Source organism: Streptomyces sp. NPDC111802 (assembly GCF_055634335.1).
The window spans coordinates 1-1,700 of sequence record NZ_JBVKCZ010000209.1 but is presented as its reverse complement, the minus strand read 5'-3'; the positions used below and the strand labels follow the sequence as shown (position 1 = coordinate 1,700).

Annotated in this window: 1 protein-coding gene and 1 pseudogene; one reads left to right on the top strand and one right to left on the bottom strand. The window is 65.3% G+C overall.

What is annotated here, in order from left to right; translation table 11 throughout:
* Positions 1–712 precede the first annotated feature (712 nt).
* On the bottom strand, positions 713–907 hold the full coding sequence (locus ACZ7NC_RS45515) for a DUF1918 domain-containing protein (RefSeq protein ID WP_471498344.1): 195 nt from the start codon (positions 905–907) through the stop codon (positions 713–715).
* Between the two features lie 452 nt (positions 908–1,359).
* Here ACZ7NC_RS45515 and ACZ7NC_RS45510 point away from each other — a divergent pair.
* A pseudogene (locus tag ACZ7NC_RS45510) lies at positions 1,360–1,530 on the top strand (IS630 family transposase); the annotation flags it as partial.
* Between the last annotated feature and the right edge of the window lie 170 nt (positions 1,531–1,700).

Here is a 1,700-nt window from a genome sequence, read left to right as displayed (position 1 = left end):
GACACCCCCGCACGCCCCCGCGCCAGCCGCCTCGAACGCCTGGCCTACCGGCTCACCGCCTGACATCCGGCCACCAAGAATTGAGCAACAGAGTCTCAATGCCGCTTCACGGTCGTAGCCCTTCCCGCCTCGTTGCGCTGCAGGAACCCGGCCAGCGCCACCACCGCCGAGATGTAGCGTCGCCCGCACGGGCATAGGGGCATCAAGCCCGCTGAAGACACTCTTCCTCTCCATGCCTCTCACTGACATCACGCTCAAGCCAGCCGAAGCAGGGCAGGGCACCATAAGCCCGCCGGTACATACCGCCCGGACAGCTAAAGCACCATCCGAGCGCAGCCGCCGCCGGCCCGAGGAGCCGCCCGGCCAGCGACGACCGCGCAGCACGGGGACCACACCAAACGCTCCCTCGTCGAGACAGGACCCCGCACACAAACCGTCCACCCTCCGGCCAGCCCAGGGCCCCCAACGTGAGACGACCCCGACCGGGACACAACAGCCGGCAGGACAGCGGGAAAAGAACCGGACCATTACCGTGCAATCCCCGGCCCCTGTCCAACCCGAAAGCCTAGAGCCAAGCCCCGGCCCGGCGACAGGGCGCATCCCCGGCCCACACAGCGGAACCCCCGCGCACCCAGCACCCCCGTGACCAGCAAACCCATCAGACCCTAGCTTCAGACTCCCAAGCCACCAGGACGGGAAGGCGAACAGCCGTCTACCCGTCGGTGCGGAAGGGACGGACGACCGTACCCGGACCAGGAGACATCACCGTCTCATGCCCATCCTCGAAACGGACCCGGTACGGGGGACCCCCATCCGAGCCAAGCACCTCCACCACCTCAGCGCTGCGATCACGCTGACCCACGATCCGGCCGTGAATAACAAGCCGGTCTCCCACACTGGCCCGCACACTGTCTCCTCTCCAACGGACTCTCTCTCCTGCTCTACCCAGCCGAACCATCCGACCATCCTCTTCCCCCCACCTCGCCGGCACCGGCACCGAGAAGGGCCCCACCATCGAGAAACTGGCACCCGGGCCTGTGCGTGCCTGAGGACACCGACGACATCACGCTCCACTACGCACATGGAAGACCCTCCAGACATCCGCGCCGTTATGACGCGGACGACCGCATCACCAAGGCCCCCACGAGCGGCGCGTGCGCCGGCCGGCCCCCGGTAGACCAGAGCAAGCAGAGACGGCACTGTCAACTTTGACGGGCTGTCAGATGATCAAGAGGGCGATTGGTGATTTACGCCTTTGAATCTGCGGCCAAAGCGCTGGATTGACGCGTTACAGCCAGAGCTCCGCTCGCGATATTCCTTCTTGATCATCTGGCACCCTGTCAAACTTGACAGCGCCACCTGTGGGCCCACGTGAAACGCAGCCTTGCGAACCTTTCCAGCGTCGCCCTCGACCGCCTCGCCGCGCTCGTGCGCAACAGGCTCAAACGGTTGCAGTACCGCCCCGACGTCCTCGATGGCTTCCTCGCCGGTACCGGACTCTCCCTCTGCCTCCCACCGGCATCACCTTGAAGCGCCGAAGTCAGTAATTCAGCTCAGCCAGCGGTACCCCTGGCGCTCGCAACTGAGGTCTTCTCTTCGGGGTGTCGGTGGATCAGTCTTTGGGTGTATGCCGGTAGTTGTGCGGTATTCCGATGGGGGTGGCCTGACTCCGAAGCAACGGGCCGTGAGAGAGCAAGTTC